Source organism: Psychrobacter immobilis, assembly GCF_904846185.1.
GTDB classification, from domain to species: domain Bacteria; phylum Pseudomonadota; class Gammaproteobacteria; order Pseudomonadales; family Moraxellaceae; genus Psychrobacter; species Psychrobacter immobilis_B.
This window is the reverse complement of the sequence record NZ_CAJGZQ010000003.1, coordinates 116,378-131,485: the sequence shown is the minus strand read 5'-3', so window position 1 is coordinate 131,485 and position 15,108 is coordinate 116,378. Positions and strand designations below refer to the sequence as shown.

At 41.4% G+C, this 15,108-nt stretch carries 18 protein-coding genes and 1 tRNA gene; 9 read left to right on the top strand and 10 right to left on the bottom strand.

The genetic code is table 11. The features are described from left to right. Positions 1 to 60: 60 nt before the first annotated feature. The 3 genes from JMW94_RS02505 to JMW94_RS02495 form a co-directional block, all read right to left on the bottom strand. Positions 61 to 387 carry a beta-lactamase hydrolase domain-containing protein gene (locus JMW94_RS02505; RefSeq protein WP_201600578.1) on the bottom strand — a complete coding sequence of 109 codons (327 nt, stop codon included), beginning with the start codon at positions 385 to 387 and terminating at the stop codon, positions 61 to 63. Positions 388 to 603: 216 nt separating this feature from the next. Beyond that, a complete protein-coding gene (locus tag JMW94_RS02500; RefSeq protein ID WP_201600575.1) occupies positions 604 to 2,313 on the bottom strand; it encodes a SulP family inorganic anion transporter in 1,710 nt (569 codons plus the stop codon). Positions 2,314 to 2,561: 248 nt separating this feature from the next. Beyond that, complete coding sequence (locus JMW94_RS02495; protein WP_265088300.1) at positions 2,562 to 2,930, bottom strand: ArsR/SmtB family transcription factor; 369 nt, start codon at positions 2,928 to 2,930, stop codon at positions 2,562 to 2,564. Positions 2,931 to 3,209: 279 nt separating this feature from the next. Here JMW94_RS02495 and JMW94_RS02490 point away from each other — a divergent pair, with 279 nt between their 5' ends. From JMW94_RS02490 to trxC, 3 genes are all read left to right on the top strand, one after another. Then, on the top strand, positions 3,210 to 4,082 hold the full coding sequence (locus JMW94_RS02490) for an MBL fold metallo-hydrolase (RefSeq protein WP_201600572.1): 873 nt from the start codon (positions 3,210 to 3,212) through the stop codon (positions 4,080 to 4,082). Positions 4,083 to 4,248: 166 nt separating this feature from the next. Next, positions 4,249 to 4,431 carry a DUF2892 domain-containing protein gene (locus JMW94_RS02485; RefSeq protein ID WP_198330188.1) on the top strand — a complete coding sequence of 61 codons (183 nt, stop codon included), beginning with the start codon at positions 4,249 to 4,251 and terminating at the stop codon, positions 4,429 to 4,431. A gap of 97 nt (positions 4,432 to 4,528) precedes the next feature. Beyond that, positions 4,529 to 4,966, top strand: a complete 438-nt coding sequence (gene trxC, locus JMW94_RS02480; protein WP_198330189.1) for a thioredoxin TrxC — start codon at positions 4,529 to 4,531, stop codon at positions 4,964 to 4,966. Between the two features lie 160 nt (positions 4,967 to 5,126). On the opposite strand, the gene JMW94_RS02475 is transcribed toward trxC, so the two are convergent. From JMW94_RS02475 to JMW94_RS02460, 4 genes are all read right to left on the bottom strand, one after another. Beyond that, positions 5,127 to 5,528, bottom strand: coding sequence for a hypothetical protein (locus tag JMW94_RS02475; protein WP_201600569.1), 402 nt, complete (start codon positions 5,526 to 5,528; stop codon positions 5,127 to 5,129). A 147-nt stretch (positions 5,529 to 5,675) separates the two neighbouring features. Next, positions 5,676 to 6,035, bottom strand: a complete 360-nt coding sequence (locus JMW94_RS02470) for a SirB2 family protein (protein ID WP_201600566.1) — start codon at positions 6,033 to 6,035, stop codon at positions 5,676 to 5,678. A 92-nt stretch (positions 6,036 to 6,127) separates the two neighbouring features. After that, complete coding sequence (locus JMW94_RS02465) at positions 6,128 to 6,451, bottom strand: BolA family protein (protein WP_201600563.1); 324 nt, start codon at positions 6,449 to 6,451, stop codon at positions 6,128 to 6,130. 368 nt (positions 6,452 to 6,819) lie between these two features. Continuing rightward, positions 6,820 to 7,632 carry a M48 family metallopeptidase gene (locus JMW94_RS02460; RefSeq protein WP_045453551.1) on the bottom strand — a complete coding sequence of 271 codons (813 nt, stop codon included), beginning with the start codon at positions 7,630 to 7,632 and terminating at the stop codon, positions 6,820 to 6,822. A 653-nt stretch (positions 7,633 to 8,285) separates the two neighbouring features. On the opposite strand from JMW94_RS02460, the gene JMW94_RS02455 reads away from it, so the two are divergent. After that, a tRNA-Gly gene (locus tag JMW94_RS02455) sits at positions 8,286 to 8,360 on the top strand. Positions 8,361 to 8,648: 288 nt separating this feature from the next. Next, complete coding sequence (locus tag JMW94_RS02450) at positions 8,649 to 9,440, top strand: glucose 1-dehydrogenase (protein WP_201600560.1); 792 nt, start codon at positions 8,649 to 8,651, stop codon at positions 9,438 to 9,440. Positions 9,441 to 9,655: 215 nt separating this feature from the next. Here the strand turns inward: JMW94_RS02450 and JMW94_RS02445 are convergent, their stop codons facing one another. After that, positions 9,656 to 10,891: an amidohydrolase family protein gene (locus JMW94_RS02445; RefSeq protein ID WP_201600558.1), complete on the bottom strand. Its 1,236-nt coding sequence runs from the start codon at positions 10,889 to 10,891 to the stop codon at positions 9,656 to 9,658. 431 nt (positions 10,892 to 11,322) lie between these two features. On the opposite strand from JMW94_RS02445, the gene JMW94_RS02440 reads away from it, so the two are divergent. The 4 genes from JMW94_RS02440 (at position 11,323) to JMW94_RS02425 (ending at position 13,562) form a co-directional block, all read left to right on the top strand. Next, a complete protein-coding gene (locus JMW94_RS02440) occupies positions 11,323 to 11,682 on the top strand; it encodes a hypothetical protein (RefSeq protein WP_201600555.1) in 360 nt (119 codons plus the stop codon). A gap of 188 nt (positions 11,683 to 11,870) precedes the next feature. Beyond that, positions 11,871 to 12,599 carry a BLUF domain-containing protein gene (locus JMW94_RS02435; protein WP_201600551.1) on the top strand — a complete coding sequence of 243 codons (729 nt, stop codon included), beginning with the start codon at positions 11,871 to 11,873 and terminating at the stop codon, positions 12,597 to 12,599. Between the two features lie 4 nt (positions 12,600 to 12,603). Next, complete coding sequence (locus tag JMW94_RS02430; protein WP_201600548.1) at positions 12,604 to 13,137, top strand: GTP-binding protein; 534 nt, start codon at positions 12,604 to 12,606, stop codon at positions 13,135 to 13,137. 8 nt (positions 13,138 to 13,145) lie between these two features. Then, positions 13,146 to 13,562, top strand: coding sequence for a roadblock/LC7 domain-containing protein (locus JMW94_RS02425; protein ID WP_140412966.1), 417 nt, complete (start codon positions 13,146 to 13,148; stop codon positions 13,560 to 13,562). A 156-nt stretch (positions 13,563 to 13,718) separates the two neighbouring features. On the opposite strand, the gene JMW94_RS02420 is transcribed toward JMW94_RS02425, so the two are convergent. Both JMW94_RS02420 and JMW94_RS02415 read right to left on the bottom strand, forming a co-directional pair. Then, positions 13,719 to 13,877, bottom strand: a complete 159-nt coding sequence (locus JMW94_RS02420) for a hypothetical protein (RefSeq protein WP_201600545.1) — start codon at positions 13,875 to 13,877, stop codon at positions 13,719 to 13,721. 588 nt (positions 13,878 to 14,465) lie between these two features. Further along, positions 14,466 to 14,918: a DUF962 domain-containing protein gene (locus JMW94_RS02415; protein ID WP_201600542.1), complete on the bottom strand. Its 453-nt coding sequence runs from the start codon at positions 14,916 to 14,918 to the stop codon at positions 14,466 to 14,468. Positions 14,919 to 15,108: the final 190 nt, after the last annotated feature.

The window sequence follows — 15,108 nt, the reverse complement described above, 5'->3', positions numbered from 1 at the left end:
TAGCGTAAAAACGAAACTTTTGCGCTTGGATTAAAATATTTCAATAAGGTATAGCGGTTTTTACAACAAACCTTGCATCAATGCGCTTTGATACAACAATTTAGCACGTGCACCTGTTCCGCAAAACATCAATATTGGTTTAGGCATAGAGCGATAAAACGCCGCAAACTGCTCGACAGTCGCCATGCTCAAGCGCTCATCATCAAAGGGTAAATGATGATAAGTAAGGTTGGCTTTTGTCGTCGCACTGGTAAAGTCGCCGCTATTGGGCTGCGTTTCTGTCTCGGCATCAGGACGAATATTGAGCACGGAGCGGTAGCCAAGCTCAGCAATCTTGGTGCATTGGCTTGGATAAATTTGCTTATAAATGGTTAAGTTATCGGTCATAAGTAGCTTCGGTCGCGTATATTAAAAGACGTTTGGAGGTATCGTATTGTAGCTAAGTGCCATTTTATAAAGGCTGTACTTTAGGTATCTCTTCTAAAGGCTGTATTTTTTAAGGGCTTATACCAATTTAGCATAACACAGCTTTTATCATATCTATATTTTGTCACAGCATAATAATAATTATGCTTGATTGAGCAACATAGTCTCACAGACCGATTAGAAATCCTTTAGCGCATTTACCGCATCCATCGTGCTTAAATAAACTTGACCTGAGAGGTTAGTAATGACCGGAGTATGCTCGATGATGTCCATTACTGGCCCTTTAATAAAGCTAAAGTTTAAATGTTTATTTTGGTTCAACAGCTCTTGATTGAGGCTAATCAGCATCTCTTGTCCGGTCAAATCAATATGATTGACTGCTGACATGATGAGTATGACCTCATGCGCTTCTGGATATTGCTGAGTGGCTTGTATGACCCTACGATGGACGGATTCACTATTGCCAAAAAATAAGCTCTCATCGATACGCAGCATCAATAAATTGCTAAAGGTCACCACATCGTGACGGTTTATATTGCGAAAATGCCCTGTGCCAGCTAGCTGCCCAACCACAGCGACGTGCGGTTTACTCGATTGCCAAATGAGGCTAGCAAACGACACCATCAAACCAATCACCAAGCCAGTATTTAATCCAAATATCAATACGCCGATGAATGCCGCCAAAAAGCTGGCCGCATCTAGGCGGTCGCGTTGCCATGCCGACTTCAAGGTTGCCATATCAATGAGACCGATGATCGATGCCATGATGGTTGCACCCAATAAAGCGTAGGGCAGTGGTGCGAGTACATTGCCAAAAGCGATTAAAGCAGCAATCATGACCAGCACAGTTACTAAACTTGCAACTGGTGTTTTGGCCCCTGAGTCGGCATTGATAGCGGTGCGCGAAAAGCCGCCAGCGACGGTAAAGCCTTGAAAAAAGCCACCTGCCATATTGGCAAGCCCCAGTCCAGTCAGCTCCCTATTGGCGTTAAAAGCCTCACCGCGCAGGCGTGCATAGTTGCTGGCGACGGAGCTGCTAGAGACAAAGATAATCAATGCCATTAAACCTGCGCTAGGTAATAAATTCAGCGCTTCATCGAAGTCTGGTACATAGGGCAGAGTAAAGGTTGGTAAGCCTTGTGGAATATTCCCAATCGTGGCCACGCCGTTCGTGGTCCAGTGTAAGCTAATGCTCAAAACAATCGCAATACCGAGCAAAATAAGCGGAAATAGTCGCTCAGCCCATTTGGCATAAGACGCTGATAACCAAGACTTCCATAGCCATTTGCTACCGTAGCGACTGGCCACCAACAGTGCAAAAGCAATGACGCCAATAACTAAGGTTAGCGGATGTAGCTGGCGTGCATACATTTGCGTGCTTGATAGATAACCGATTAAGTTATTTCCCGCAATAGGAATCGCGGTCAGATATTTAAGCTGACTGATAAAAATTAATACGGCGGCACCACTGATAAAGCCTGCTGAAACGCCGCGACTGATAAACTGCATAATCCAGCCCAGTTTGAGCCGCCCTGCTAGCCATAACATCGTACCAACCATCAATGACAGCAAACTTGCCATCAATATATACTGCTGAGAGCCCTCTGTAGCATAAGGATGTAGGCTACTGGCTGTCATAATCGCTGTAATAGCGACAGGCCCTACTGCTTGCACATTACTCGAGCCTATCCATGCATAGACCAGCACGGGAACGATGGCCGCGTAGAGTCCATAGACGGGTGGTAATCCTGCCAATACCGCATAACCTAAGCTTTGCGGAATGACGAGCACCCCAACCACCAACCCAGCAACAACGTCAGTTGGCAGGGCAGACAGCTGGTATTGACGCAACCAAGCAGGAATCAGACGAGCGGCAATAGAAGGCATAGCAATATGTCATCACAATATATAGTCAATCTTATATAAATCAGATACGGTGTCAGGCTCGCTTAGTCTACTATTGGTAGTACTTTCGCTTGCCTTCCTTGTATCTAAACTATATTGAACCGACTATAGTAGAAAAAATTGAATAAAAGAAAAGAAAAGAAAAGGTTAAATACAGCCAAGCGCTAAATTCATAAAGTTATGCTGAAAAATGACGCTAACAAGTGATGCTAAAAACTCAAGCCAACAAACTAGCTGTCAGTTTTGGCACAAAAGCGTTCATACAATAAATGTAACACCGCCAAGGCATCGTCGCTGGCAATACTATAATAGATTTGCTTGCCTTCACGGCGGGTCGTCACCAGCGCATCTTTGCGTAGAATACCAAGCTGCTGTGACAAGCTTGGCTGACCAACACCGACTAAGCTTTCAAGCTCGCTGACGCAATATTCTCCTTGAGTCAACTGACATAAGAGTAATAAGCGATCTGGATGTGAAAGCGACTTTAACAATTGGCTGGCTTGCATGGACGCTTGCTGCATTTGCTCAGTAAGGTCTTTAGGGGCAAAGTCTGCTACGCTAGATGACGCATCATCAATGCTAGTAGTCGAGGTGCTCAATGCTGAAGTAGAAGTAGTCAGAGCAAGCTCCTTATATAAGACATAATAAAAAATTTAGGATTAATAGCTAAGATAAGATTAATTATCAATGATATTGCCACGGATAGCAAGTTATCATTATTTACATTATATAAATTGATAAAATGTTAAATCGTTGCTATATTGATATGCATCGTTGATAAATATGTGGCGGTCAATACGATAAGCTGAAGCCGGTGCATATTATACTGAACAATTTATCAAAAAATAAAATATTCATCTAAAAGCCAAGAGGTAGCCATGCAAGTTCATTCATTCTTACATAGCGACACAGAAACTTATACTCACGTACTCGCGGACGTTCAACAACAAGTCTGTGCCATCATCGATCCTGTATTGGATTTTGATGCTAAGTCAGGGCGCACGAGTACTACTAGCGTCGATGAGGTGATAGAGTTCGTCCGCGAGCATGGTTGGAAGCTGGTTTACATCATAGAGACTCATGCGCATGCTGATCATATATCCGCCGCGATACATGTCAAAGACACACTTGGCGGGCAGTTGGTAATCGGTCAACATATCACCGAAGTGCAAAAAATATTTAAGCAAATATTCAACTTTGATACCAGCTTTCGCACCGATGCCAGCCAGTTCGATATTCTAACGGATGAGGGCGATACCTTGGCGCTTGGCAATATTACTATTACGGTCATGTATGTACCGGGTCATACGCCGGCAGATATGGCCTATATTGCTACTGATGATGAAAAGACCGTGGTCTTTGTTGGTGATACTTTATTTGCTCCTGATGTCGGGACGGCTCGCTGTGACTTTCCAGGTGGGGATGCCAAGACGCTGTACCACTCAATCAAGAAGCTCCTTGCGCTCCCTGAAGATACGATAATATATCTGTGCCATGATTATCCAAGCAAGGGTCGTCAACACTGTCCAACCACGACTGTCGCTGCACAGAAACTGGGCAATATCCATGTCAAAGATGGCATCAATGAAGCAGAGTTTGTGCAAATGCGTGAGCGCCGCGATGCCACTCTTGACATGCCGCGTCTAATTATTCCATCGGTACAAGTAAACATCGATGCAGGTCATTTCCCAGAGCCAGAAGACAATGGTACCCGTTATCTCAAAGTACCGATTAATGTACTTGGGCAATAAGACAGATATCAGGATAAGCAGACATCAGAATAAGCAAACATTATAAACATGCATCACGTTACGTAAGCACAATACGAGTATAAGCCATCATAATGCTAGTCTTTACCGTAAACACATGGCTATATTACTCCTCTACCATTAAGCCTTCACACTTAAGGATTGAACCATGGAAATTAATATCGGCAGTACTGAGCGTTTACTACGTATCATCGCGGGTGTTGTGATTATCGGCTTGGGTTTGTATTTTCAAAGCTGGTGGGGCGTGATTGGCTTAGTGCCTTTACTCACGGGACTCTTCCGCTTTTGTCCTTTGTATAAAATGCTTGGGGTGAATACCTGCAAGCGTTAAAAAGTCGCTAGATTTATTGTCATAAATACATAATCAAGCATGGGTATTGGATACTTTGATCGACCAATACCCATGCTACTTGTATAGGAGTCTTATAATGAGTGAGCAAAACTCTCATCTGGTCTGCCCACATTGTCAGGCAACCAACCGCATACCAGCAGCCAAACTTAGTGCTGCGCCAAATTGTGGCAAATGTGGTCAGCCGTTATTAACGGGGAGTCCTCATGAACTAAACGCCCAAACGGTTCGTAAAGTCATTCAAAAAAATGAAGTCTTGACCATCGTTGATTTTTGGGCGAGTTGGTGTCAGCCGTGTCTGATGATGGCACCGCAGTTCAAGACGGCAGCCAGTCAGTTGCCACAAGTAGTGTTTGCCAAAATACAAACCGATAAATATGAGCAAGCGGCGGCACCTTATAATATTCGCAGTTTGCCAACCATGGTGGCTTTTAAAAATGGTAGAGAGATAGCACGGCAGTCAGGTGCGTTACCTAGCGATCAAATTGTTCAGTGGGTACAAAGCTTACATTCTTGAGTTTTAACGGATTATGATTATAAAAAAGCCAGTATGCTTATTGCATGCTGGCTTTTTTATAACAAATACTATCTAAAGTCATCAAAGAGTTGAGCAGTTAAATATTACTTATCAAACTTAACTTATTAAATATAATCTATTACACATAATCTATCACGTATTACTCGCCATAAATCTTAACACCATTGGCAAAGCTACAATGCTGAATGCGGGCGGATTGAATGATGGCATCACGCTCGCCATAGAGCCGTGATAATTTTGCATCGCGCGCCTTGGTATTGTTGCTTTTGCCAACGCCAAAGCTAATATTAGGGGAGATGCCCCAACGTCCCGCAGAAACCCCAACCCCGACACCTGAGGCGGATAAAGTTGATTGCTCATTGCGCGCCGCGTCGACATAGCGATTGACGCGGGCATATTCTTGACTAAGGGCTTGGCAATCGTAACTTTGATACGTGCTTGGCGGCACATATTGTGGCGTGACATTGCCCGTCGAGGCACAGCCTGAGAGACCAAAAATGCCAGCTGTCGCCAGTAGTGTCGCTGCAGTAAGAGTTTTCATAGTGGCTCCATTAGGCTAGATTGAGGCGATTGTATTTATGTAAGATAGCAAAAATAATGGGATTAAGATATTGAAAATATAGCACTTATTAAATATTTTCAATGCTGGTAATATAAGTATTTGTGCAATAAAAATGTCATATGTTTATTAAAATAAGTTACCAGGTTTAGCAAAGGCTAGTACCACAATGCCCACATATGCCGCTCCAGCAATAAGAATACCGGTCTTTCTTTGACTAGATGTGGCGTGGTTATTAAACGCTTTGATACTGGCACTGATAGCCGCAACGAGTAAGATTACTTTTGCAAATACCCATTGTATGGGTGCATTGGCACTCATCAGCTGCATTAGCATGACTGCCCCTGACACAATAATGAGGGCATAGAGAACGTGCGAAGAGATTTTAACCACGCGTGGCGCTTGCTTGTTTGAGCTTAATACCAAATAGCTCTGATATAAAAATAGGGCAATGAGCAATACAGCCATGAGCATGTGTAGATGTTTCATGAGATATTATTTCCTTTAAAGGTGCAGTTTCAGCGCTTAATGGTTACATATAATTATGGTATGGAAAGCCCTACCTTCGCAATAGTTCGTTATTAGCCCTTGTTTTGTCCAGCACATAACGGACTATCAGGGCTTTGACCTTGCCATTCTATTGGGGTGTAAGCATGAATCGCTAAAGCATGAATTTGACCGCCTTGCGAGGTTAATAAGGAGTTTGCCATTCCATATACAAGCTGATGCCGTGCGACCAATCTTTTGCCTTCAAAAGCATCACTAACAATCGTAAGCTTAAAATGGCTTTCTTTACCATCAAAATAGCCAGAATGATTCATTGACTCATTCAACAATTCTATATGTTGCGGCTGCAACGCTTGTAGCTCAGCATTGAGCGCATCAGCGGTCGGTGTTTTACTCATAATGATCTTTCCATATATTTTGCCTAATAGTACTTGGCGGTATCATACTTAGCAATTTGTGAATTGCAAATAATGCCCATTATAGCAGACGCTATTAGCGGTAAAGCCTGCTATTAAGTGGCGTGTGCCTGTAAGCGATTAAACTTTTGAGCTATCCTGTTTTTAAAAAATATAGCAATGAAAGATATTCTTTTTAACATACTGTCTTTAATGACGATAAATAATAGCCAGTCATGGCAAGTAGCGGTATCTGTTAGCTATCAGCATAAAAAAGCAGAGCACAATTTATAACATGTACTCTGCTTTTATAAGTAACAATCATTATAAGTAACAGCCATTTACTCAAAGCATGAAATCTAACAATCTCGTTAGCGACGCGCTTTTTGATAAAGCGGCATCACTTTAGGCATTAACGATTGCAATTGAGCAATACGATTGCTGCTGGTCGGGTGAGTGCTTAAGAACTGTGGTGGCTCACCTTGGCTCGCGCTTTGCATTTTTTGCCATAAGGTAACCGCTGCTTGCGGGTTATAGCCAGCACGTGCCATTAACTCTAAACCAATTTGATCGGCTTCAGCTTCTTGTGTACGACTGTGCGGACGGCTCAGTCCCAAATCCCCAGCAACGTTTGCTAGTTCAGCTTGACCTTGTGACAGTCCAAATATACTAGCAGCCACGCCGATACCAGTCTGTGTCGCATATTGACGTGAGAGACGTTCACGTGAGTGCTCACGCAGCGCATGTGACATCTCATGACCCATAATAGCCGCAATCTCGTCATCCGTGAGATTCAGGCGGTCAATGATACCCGAGTAAAACATGATTTTACCACCTGGTACCACAAAGGCATTCAGCTCATTAGATTTGATCGTATGCACTTCCCATTGCCATTTCGCCGCATCTGGACGGTAGACACCGACCTGACCGACCAAACGATTAGCGATGTTCTTTAAGCGATTAAGCTGAGCCTTATTGGTATCTAGCACGCCGCGCGCTTTTGCTTCTTGCAACGTTTTGGCATAACTCTGTGCAGACAGCTGCAAAACTTGCTCACTAGAAACCAGTAATAGCTGCTGACGGTCAACGCCAACGGCACCAGTACTGGTGGTGCTGGTACAACCTGTCAGTGCTAGTGCCGACAATGAAGCGGCCATCACGGTGCTGGTCAGTAATTTTTTCATAATAAACATCCTCACTGTAAATGATAAAAAATAAAATAAAACAAAGCGGCTATTAATAATAAAGCGGTTGTCGTTAAAGTGATTATCGTTGAAACAATTATCGTTCAAATGACTCGTATTAAATTTTTTGTGGAATAAAGAGTCAAAGCAGCAAGTAAGGCAATTTTTTATTAATGTTCTACCTATGCTTGCTACGTGACCTCAACAGTAAAATTTTACCCGAACTGTCATTAGGCATAAGTATAATAATGTTACTAAGGCAAAACCAATGCAGGAAAAGTAACAATACAACGTAGGATTGTAAGTGAGAGGGACGTTGACACCAACAAATCTATTTTTCGATACTAACGTCTATAAACTTGATAGGCGGCATAAATCTCAGTCAAAAAATAGTCTCATAGGCAATGAGATACTACCTACAAGGACAGAGCTTTAGATTTCTAACATTATTGTGAAAAATAATTGATATTATTTAAAATAAATAATTATCGCTAAATCAATTATTTATGATAATTACATCAATAAATAGCGAGTTAAAGACATAATATTGGAAATAAACGTTAAAAATGAGGTTGACAGGGTTAGAATATCTGATAGAATAGCCAGCCTATCGAGACGGAGTTGTTGTTAACAACACTACAATTCGATAATCAGCGGGAATAGCTCAGTGGTAGAGCATAACCTTGCCAAGGTTGGGGTCGAGAGTTCGAATCTCTTTTCCCGCTCCAAATATGGCTTGAAAAAGCATCAAAGCCTCACTTTATTGTGAGGCTTTTTTTTGTCCTGATTTTAAGGGTTGTCATTGTTTCTTAAGAATATTTCGATGACATTCCAAGCTACTATCGACGGAATTCACGACATAGATTACTAAAAGTTGTAGCGCCAAAACTAAGTTACAAAAGGTGGTCAATTTGACACATTAGCCTCAGTTTAATCACGCATAATTATATAGATCGTTTAAACGAATATAACAACAAATAATCCATCTATAAACATGATGATAATAAGGAATAATTATGCAAGAATTCAAACATAGAGCATTTAATGAATTATTTGATCTGTCAGGAAAAACCGCAATTGTGACGGGTGGTGCAAATGGTATTGGTAAAGCAACGGCGTTACGTCTAGCACAAGCTGGGGCAAATATCGCTGTTGCTGATTTAAAATTAGAAGACGCAAAGGCTGCGGTCAAGGATATCGAAGCTTATGGTGTAAAAGGCTTGGCAGTCGAATGTAATATCTTAAAAGATGAAGATTTGGTCGCTATGGTAGATAAGGTCGTCGCTGAATTTGGCACTGTGAATATTTTAATCAATAATGCTGGTGGCGGCGGCGGTGGTCGTGAAAACCCAGCCACAGCATCGGTCGATGATATTCGCCGTGACTTTGAGTTGAATGTTTTTAGTTGCTGGCGCTTGTCTCAATTATGCGTGCCACACATGAAAGCGTCGGGTTATGGCTCGATTGTATTTACCACTTCGATGTCGAGTATCAATAAAAGCCCGAAAATGAGTGGTTATGCGGGATCAAAAGCGGCTGTCAATCATATGGTGGCGAACTTGGCACATGATTTTGGCCCTGAGGTACGCGTCAACGCGGTTGGCCCTGGTGCAACGCGTACTGATGCGTTAAAAACTGTACTAACACCAGAAATCGAAAAGAAAATGCTAGAGCATACGCCGATTCAACGTTTGGGTGAAGCTGATGATATCGCTGGTGCTATGCTGTACTTTGCCGCACCACTATCTGAGTGGGTCAGTGGTCAAACCATATTTGTGAATGGCGGCGGTGTGCAAACCTTGGACTAAGCTTATCTGCATATAAAAGTATTTAAACCATGATGTTAATGCTATAGTAAATAGTAAAAAAACCGTTATGAAAAGCGTCATCCAATGTATAGTTGGGTGACGCTTTTATCGTTTTAAGCCTATGTTTCATGATAAAGGTGCTGGCGCATTGATAGGCTGTATCTTTCAATTGACTGAATGTACTCAATTAAAGAGTATTCAAGTTACTCAAGTTATTAAAAGCAAATATGGGCGACCTCATTGCAAAAATTTTGCTTGCCATGCTTAAAGCCTGCGATGGCTTGCGAATTGATTCTAATCGCTTCTACCGCGTCTTTCGCTTCTAATATGACTAGGGTAGCCAGTGCTCCTACTTTAATCTCCGTTTGCCGTGACAAAAGCTTCGCTGCATTTTTGCTAATCATATCGAATACCTCCGCTATCTGCTCATCTTTTGCTAATTGAGTGATATTGGCATACATATTTGCCATTCTAATTAGTGAGGCATCACCGTAAGGCGTGAAAGCATTTAAAATATTATTACTAGAAATAGTCGTATTGATGCCCATTGCTAATAGCTCATTGGCGTTGACCATGCCTCTAGGAATGAGCGCCTCATAATTACGTCCATTCAAAAATATGTCGGTGGCTGGTAACACTGTCAAGGTAATGTCAGCGAATTTCAGTAAGGCAGCCATTTCTATACGCTTGTCTTTGTCCATCGCCGATAATTTAGTCACATGACCAATAGACACGCGACCTTGATAATGGCGCTTGATGGTTTCTTCAACCAATTTTGGAATGCTCGAGCCTTGTGGATCCAGATCAAAATCCAGATGAAAATCAACATCGACGTCAAACTGCTCAGCCAAGTCAAACACCATTTCAATATGCTTGTGAGGATTCTCATCTTTGTATGGGCAACCACCAACCAAATCAGCGCCCTGTGACAATGCCAGTTTAAGTAGCTCATGAGTATGCAGGTCATTGGTCAATCCTGATTGCGCAAAGGCGCAAATCTCTATATCGATGGCAAATGCATAGGTGTCGCGGGCTTTTTTGATGGCATTAAAGGCACGCATCTCTGTTTTTGAATCTGTTTCAACAAAGGTGCGCAGACCAACGGTGCCTTTTTTAATCGCCATCTCAATCACTCGTGAAGCACGATTAAACACATCTACTTCTGTAAAATCCTTTTTAGCCTTACCTGTTTCTTCAACAGCCTCGTTTAAATCACCTTGCTCTATAGTACAGCGATCAAGGATGCAGGCTTTATCAAGGTGAATGTGGCTCTCATAGAATCCTGTACAGACAAAGTAACCTTTAGCATCGTAAATTGCTTTTGGCGCATCATCACGTTCAGTTTTTTCCGCAACATCGTCAATGCTCTCAATATAAGCGCCGCTTATACTGATATTGACCAAGTTTTTATGATTGGGTAATTGGGCATTTTTTATAAGTAAATCGGACATCGTTTTTCCTTGTTTTTTTGCTTGGAGTGATTCAACGATCAATGGCATTTTAGTGTCAAGAGTGGGGGTTTTGAACTTTAAATCCGCATGACTATTCGATGTTTTTATTTTTTCCTACCCAACGGTCGTTTTTTGTTCATGAGTGGTTAGGGGCAAGCGTCATCGAGTCTAATATATGGAGTATAATGACCACCGCTACGGTATGTAGACTTTGTTTATCAATAGACTATATCGTTTTTACCAAAAAACATACTTAGTTATTGATATTTTATTGTTATAATTATCTTATAAGTTTTAGGTGTATGTTAAGATATACTAATAATAAAAAGAGTAAATAATAAGCTAAATTTAGCTTCATACCTTTAAATTACGAAGGCACTTCTGTGATGGAATGACTTCATTCAAATACAATCAGATAAATAGGAAAAAGTATGTCAAATATCGATGAGTCGTTACAAGAATTAATGAATCTTGATGGTGCAATGGGTGGCTGTATCGTCGACTATATGTCAGGCATGGTACTTGGTATGGCTGGCGGCGGCGTTGACTTAGAACTTGCAGCAGCAGGTAACTCGCAAGTGGTAAAGGCGAAGGTCGCAACGATGAAATCACTAGATATCAAAGGTGAAATCGAAGATATGTTGATCACCTTGGAGTCTCAACTGCACATCATCCGTCCTACAGCCAAGCATGAAGACTTGTTTATTTATTTGGTGCTTGATAAATCAAAAGCCAATCTTGCATTAGCCCGCCGTAAGGTACAATCGGTAGAAAATAAACTAGAAGTATAATTCGGTTGGTCGTGTTCAAAAAATGAGTGATTTATCAAACTCTCCTTGTTGCTTATCGCGCCTTAAATAAGACAAGACTGGCAACAAGGTCAAATTCACTATGTACGTACTGTACATAGCGAATTATTATTTTATAAGCAGTAGGAATAACTTAACGAGCGTGAGCCGTTTTATCAAGTGGTGGCAAAATGAAGTGTATTGCATACGTCAGTAGAGTGCCTATCAGTGATCGCACTATTCGAATGCCTACTGGGTTATCAGACATCGTTAGCGTCTCTCGTAAGCATAATCCAAAATCGCAAATTACGGGTATCATCTCTTACCGTGACGGTCAGTATCTGCAAGTGCTAGAAGGCCCTTATCTGGAAGTAGACAAGTTAATGAGTAAGATAGCTTCTGATCCTAGACATGAAGATCTTTGGGTGTTTCTGGATGTGCGCGTGATCAAACGCAGCTTTAATAATTGGGCTGTGAGCGTGTTCGATTTTGTGGATCAAGGCAACTTTTTTAATGCGTTCATTGAGAATAATAGCGCTGTGTTAAACAGCTTTAATGAGTATCAACAAAGACGTATTCAACCGTTTATTGATATAAAAAAATCTGATACGGTGCCTGAAAAGTATTATGAAGGTAAGGATTTAAGATTGCTGGCATGGCCTGATCTCAACAATGAAAGCCAGCCGCAAATGATTATGAACCTGTGTATCAAATTGACTAAAAAGCCTTATTCGTTTAATGCACTAGCGGACAGTGGTGATTTTGGCAGCCATCATCAAGTCACACAGATTATCAGAGAGTTTGATCGTTTAGGTTTATTGAGTGTCACAGAGGCAGCACCGATACATGAGCAAACCGTAAATGAGAAAAAACCTAATAAATTTTATGGTGCGATCAAAAAATTCCTAGGAATGAGGTAAAAAATTGAATTATCAGAAACTAGCAATCATTGGGGAAGTAGGTGCTGGAAAGACTCGGTTGGTCAAAACCCTAAGCGAGATAAGCCCCATCGAAACAGAAGCAAAATCTAGTATCGATATCGGTAAAGAGTACACGACGGTCGGTATCGATTATGGGCGCATCACTCTGTCTGACGATATGGCGCTAGGTATTTACGGTGTGCCAGGTCAAGAGCGGTTTTCTTTTTTATGGGAGTTTGTCAATCAGTCGCTATGGGGATTGCTCATTTTGATTAGATATGGCGAGACACCCGATTATGCCAATTTAGATAAGCTGTTACACTTTTTTGCACCAGAAAAAAATCAGACCACGTGTATCATTGGCATCACTCATTGCGAAGATGCTGACAAAGATAGTCTTTCAGCACTGGGACAAGAAATAAGAGTGATGTTGATGCAGCATAATGTGGTGGCACCTGTGCTCTATACAGATCCTAGGAACAGAGAGTCCGCTGTGTCTCTGTTGTCATTATTTAATACCCTTAATAATCAAGACTAATGCCAGATATGACTATGTTAAAAGAAAAATTAGACGAAAAATCACCAGCAAAAATAGCGTTATTAAGCCACATGAAAGCATTGTGTGACGCCAATAGAGAAGTCATATTGGTTAGCTTATGCACCACAGATGGCTTTCCCATTAGTTGCTTTTCGATCAGTGAATTGAGCAATCAAACGGACAAGTTTGCAGCGATGAGTAGCACACTATCAGCACTGAGTGATTCATCCGCGAGTCAAATGAAGCAGGGCAAGTGCGACATCACTATCGTCGAAGCCACTGCTGGAAATATGCTATTTGTCAAAACTGACTATATTGGTAAACCTTGTGTATTGACTGTGGTAGCGCAGAATAAGATGGCACTAGCAGAAGCAAGATATAAAACCAAAAAACTGATTGGTGTCATTTCTGCTATCACTGAGTAAGGCTCACAAGTAACCAAGATTGCTGGATTCGGTAGGGCTATAAGCGATAATTCGACTGTGATAGACATGTGATATTATTTGCGTGAGCAAATATCGACACTGTATTCAGATATCGACCTTGTATAAAGGTAATGCCCTGACCTTTGACGGCCATATCTACCAAAACTCAGCATTAGTGGCATTAATTTTGGCATGAATCCTGTGCTTAAGCTTTCTGCCTTCTTCGTCCGTCAGCTCTAAATTGCTTCTTTTGCCCAGACCATATTGTAAAAATTCATGATTTCTCAAATCTGCTAGCGTCTCAAGTAATCCCATTCTGCTCAGATAGTCGGGACTGGTACAGAGCGAATAACGAGTCAGCGCCAGCCGTTTTGCTTGGTCGCTGGAATCTTGCAGCTCTTAATACTCGACCAGCTCATACCCTTCTTCGATCAAATCAATGTGTCGATCAGAAAAACCCAACTCAACGTTTAGAACGGGACAGCCAGTGCTGTATCTGCCGGTGATGGCGCGTAATGAAGAATTTCTACAGTACATTGCGTAGAGGCTTGTCGCGTATTAACTATCGGGCGAATAGGCTGAACTTATGCTGTTGGCTCTATTCTAAAATGAATGGTTCTATTCTGAAGTAAACGGTTCTGCTGTGGTTATTTGACGCTATGTTTACAGTGTTATTGTTCTGAAAGTTAGAGTAGTTAATTACAGTCAATAAATTTTTTTGATAGCTTATTTTTCATAATTTGTTCTTTGCTAGCTTAATATACAAAGCACCACTTAACGGATTGTCGAGCGGTGCTTTTTTGAGCAAAAAGATCAATTTTAGATGGTGGTTTTTTAGGTACTAATTCTAACGATACTGAGCTTAAAGATACTAAGCTTAAAGATACTATCAAGGATAAATAGTTAGGCTTGGCTTTTTTTACGACCCATCAAGCTATTAGCTACCCATGCTGGACCAATTAATAAAAATTGTAAGTCTTCAAAAAACGAGGGTTTTTTGCCTTCAATTTTATGACCAATGAACTGTCCAATCCAAGCAACCACAAAAATAGCCGCCCAAACCTTAAAGCCCCATGGTAATAATGCCATTGCTGACAAACAGATAAGAATAAACATTCCCATCGCCAAGAATAACGGCGTGGATAAACGCATATAAAATAACAATACCAACGCGCTAAGTACCAAGGTAAACCAAACTGATAGCGACATGCCCATGCCTAACAGGCTGACAAATATAGTAGGAACGCATAGCCAATGGATTTTTTTATTGACTAGGTTTTGATGACTGACAGAATATTCACTAAGCCATTGCTCAAGTGTGCGTTTAGACAGCCGCTTTTGCTGAGTACGAGACATACTAACCTCCATGTTAGTAGATGAATTGAAAAATCTCTCCTATCAGTTGTAGCACTAATTGAGCCAGTCCACCACATTATCTGATAGACGCCACAGTCAAAACCTATAACGTTATCAACATGTTTGCCAATATCTGCGAGCTCTTTGGTTTTATTCTTTTGAGATATCACCACTTATGACCATACAAGAT